The sequence below is a fragment of the Thalassotalea sp. PLHSN55 genome, assembly GCF_052030545.1.
Taxonomy (GTDB): Bacteria; Pseudomonadota; Gammaproteobacteria; order Enterobacterales; family Alteromonadaceae; genus CANMXU01.
In genome coordinates this window covers 1-2962 of the sequence record NZ_JBPDIH010000024.1, presented here as the reverse complement: position 1 = coordinate 2962, position 2962 = coordinate 1, and the positions used below count along the sequence as shown (strand labels likewise).

The following is a 2962-nucleotide window of genomic DNA, read 5'->3' as shown; positions in this document are numbered from 1 at the left end:
CGTTCACTATTTTAGCCAACTATTTATTTGCCCATTAACAAGGGCGTTAGTTTTTCACATAGGATTGGTGTAAATGTTCAAGAAAATAATTCTTTTAGTATCTATGTTGTTACTTCTTTCAGCATGTAGTGCTACAGGCCCAAAATTCAGTCAACTAGAAAGCTTAGATATTAATCAAGCTAAAGTATATATTTATAGACCTTGGGCTATGTTAGATGGCGCTGCTGCACCAACAGTCCAAATTAATGGAACTGACCGATTTAATCTTAGTAATGGAGGTTACGAGGTTATAACTTTATCTCCAGGCACTCATAAATTCACTGTCAAAAAAGGTGCTTTTATGTCAAATTGGCGTGCAGATGAAATGAATATTGAATATAAATTTGAAGCAAATAAAAACTATTTTGTTCGTTTATCGGCAGAGTTACAAGATGCTGGTGTATACGGCAGCGTTATATCAATTTCTGGCAGTTACGGTTTTGCATTAATCAATGAGTCGTTCGCCATTAACGAGCTCAAAGAAGTAAAGAAAAACTAACAAGTCGTTTAAAAGGACAAAAAACAGTTGGCTTTTTGCTCCTTCGTCGCTAATTTTAGCCAACTATTTTATTGCCTCTTAACGAGGCGTTATGTGCTTTAACTAAGAGTTCTTAAAATAAAATATATTTTGGAGTGTTTCGCCATTGTTCGTTCAGGCTAGCCTTAATAAGCTTTATTGCTTTTTATGAAAGACATTTGCAATAAAACTATTAATTTAATCTAGCATCGGTTTTAATGGCTCAAGGCAAGTTTTGGTCAAGGGTAACTTCGCCATAGCTTGGCAACAAACCTAAACCATGCTGCACATAACAAGGCGTTCAAACGGACAAAAAACAGTTGGCTTTTGCTCGTTCCTCGCCAATTTTAGCCAACAATTTTTTGCCGCTTAACGTGGCGTTATGTGCTTTAACTAAAAGCTTTAAAAAATTTATTTGTTTGGGTGTGTTTCGCCATTGTTCGTTCAGGCGCAATCACTAATAAGCTTTACGCAATTAAAGACATTTTTGCTGTAAAGCTATTAATTAATTTAAGTTTGGGTTTTAATAGCTCAAGGCAAGTTTTGGTCAAGGGTAACTTCGCCATAGCTTGGCAACAAACCTAAACCATGCTGCACATAACAAGTTGTTCAACGGGACAAAAAACAGTTGGCTTTTGTTCACTTCGTTCACTAATTTTAGCCAACTATTTATTTGCCCATTAACAAGGGCGTTATATGGCTATCATGCCACCCTCATGCGGAACTACGTTTTCTTTGCAGACTGTATACTCAGTTAGCAAATAATCTTTACCGATGATGTCGAATCCTTTCCCTTTATCGTATTCTTCATCCGTCATGTTGATGGCACAACTAACGAAAGGATCTAACTCAATAATATCGCCGTTCAATAATTGTGCCGTACAAGTGTTGCTTGCCTTATCGTAATCCGTAATTTTCACTCTTACTGCAATCATTTTGTATCTCCTGTTAAGTTCTGGTGTGCCATATAACAAGGCAATTAATCGGACGCTTAATAGTTTGCGCCCTTGTTTAAATTACGGCTTTAGCGCCGGTTATTGCGAGGTTAGGTGTAGCCACTTAACTGATTAATATTTTTTAAAGGGATTTAGGTTTAACACGTTTTAATCTTTTCTAAATTCCTTTAATGTAAACCAAGTTTTTCGCCTGATAATTCAGGTTTTACCACTAATAGTTCGTTACGCTTTTTTAAGAAACTAAAAGCAGTAACTCCATTATTTAATTCTTTTAGTGGTTTTGGGCTCAAAAGTTTAAAGGCTCGCTGCAAAGTGGCGTTAAACTTTTAAGCATTAGTTTTAATAAATAGGTGTTGGTTACATTTTATAACCAGCACCTAACAAATTGCTTAATCGGACTAATAACAGTTTGCTCGGCTCGTACCTCGCCAATTTTAGCAAACAGTAATTAGCCGCTTAGCAAAAGCGTTATATTGCAGGGAAATCGTGACTATATATTTCTACACCAAACTCGATGAATACGGTGAATTTTCAAATTTTTCTAAGCATGGCGTTGAGATGGACGGTGTTTGGTGGCCTACGGTAGAGCATTATTTCCAAGCACAGAAATTTGAAAATATAGAGCATAAAGAAGCAATAAGAACTGCTTACAATTCAAAACAAGCCGCAGAACTAGGTCGCAGTCGCAAAGTACCAATACGCAGTGATTGGGAAGAAGTAAAAGATGAAATCATGTATTGCGCTGTTCTTAAAAAATTTCAGACACATGATTCACTTAAAAAACTACTAATTTCTACGGGATCTCAAGATATCGTTGAAAACGCCCCTGGAGATTATTATTGGGGGTGTGGTAAAAATGGAACAGGCCTTAACAAACTTGGACATATCCTTATGAGAGTTAGGTCTGAATTGGCGTAATTGCAATATAACAAGCCATTGCAGCAGGGACTTTTAACAGTTGGCTTCCTTCGCTGCGCTCGTCATTTTAGCCAACTATTAAAAGCCTCTGAATGAGGCGTTATATCGCCAATCTTTGTATTTAATTGTTTGTTAAGCGTATAACTATCTTGGTGGTATATTTTTCCAAACGTTACAGTTTGGTATAGCTTCTAACAACTTTTGGCGAACGACCCAAGTTTAGTTTTGAAAGCGTTGTATTTTTATCAGGTTCAAACGCAACTTCGTTTGGGCAGGGCGTAAATATTAATAATTCATTTCTTTGTAGTGTTTAGTTAATGCGTAGCTTGCAGGTTTGGCTTTTCAGTTTTTCTCTGCTGCAACGTATAACAAGGCAAATTAACATGGACTAAAAAAAGTTGGCTTGCCTCACTACGTTCGTTATTATAGCCAACAGTTTTTAGCCCGTTATTTGGGCGTTAGCCATACATAAGGATCTGCATGAGCGTTGTTGCAAGCATCAAGAAAAAAATCTGGAATCTTGGAGCTATTA

At 36.7% G+C, this 2962-nt stretch carries 3 protein-coding genes; 2 read left to right on the top strand and 1 reads right to left on the bottom strand.

Going from position 1 to position 2962, the window contains the following annotated elements; genetic code table 11:
* The first annotated feature begins 73 nt into the window (after positions 1-73).
* Positions 74-538 (top strand): DUF2846 domain-containing protein, encoded by a 465-nt coding sequence (locus tag ACRRSQ_RS20505; protein WP_440877642.1) that lies wholly within the window; start codon positions 74-76, stop codon positions 536-538.
* Positions 539-1248: 710 nt separating this feature from the next.
* Here the strand turns inward: ACRRSQ_RS20505 and ACRRSQ_RS20500 are convergent.
* A complete protein-coding gene (locus tag ACRRSQ_RS20500) occupies positions 1249-1491 on the bottom strand; it encodes a hypothetical protein (protein WP_440877641.1) in 243 nt (80 codons plus the stop codon).
* 507 nt (positions 1492-1998) lie between these two features.
* Here ACRRSQ_RS20500 and ACRRSQ_RS20495 point away from each other — a divergent pair.
* Positions 1999-2430, top strand: a complete 432-nt coding sequence (locus ACRRSQ_RS20495; RefSeq protein ID WP_440877640.1) for an NADAR family protein — start codon at positions 1999-2001, stop codon at positions 2428-2430.
* The last annotated feature ends 532 nt before the right edge of the window (positions 2431-2962 follow it).

Excerpts from the sequence above, each read along its gene's own strand:
- ACRRSQ_RS20505 (WP_440877642.1), top strand. The coding sequence starts at position 74 with ATGTTCAAGAAAATAATTCTTTTAGTATCTATGTTGTTACTTCTTTCA.
- ACRRSQ_RS20500 (WP_440877641.1), bottom strand. The coding sequence starts at position 1,491 with ATGATTGCAGTAAGAGTGAAAATTACGGATTACGATAAGGCAAGCAAC.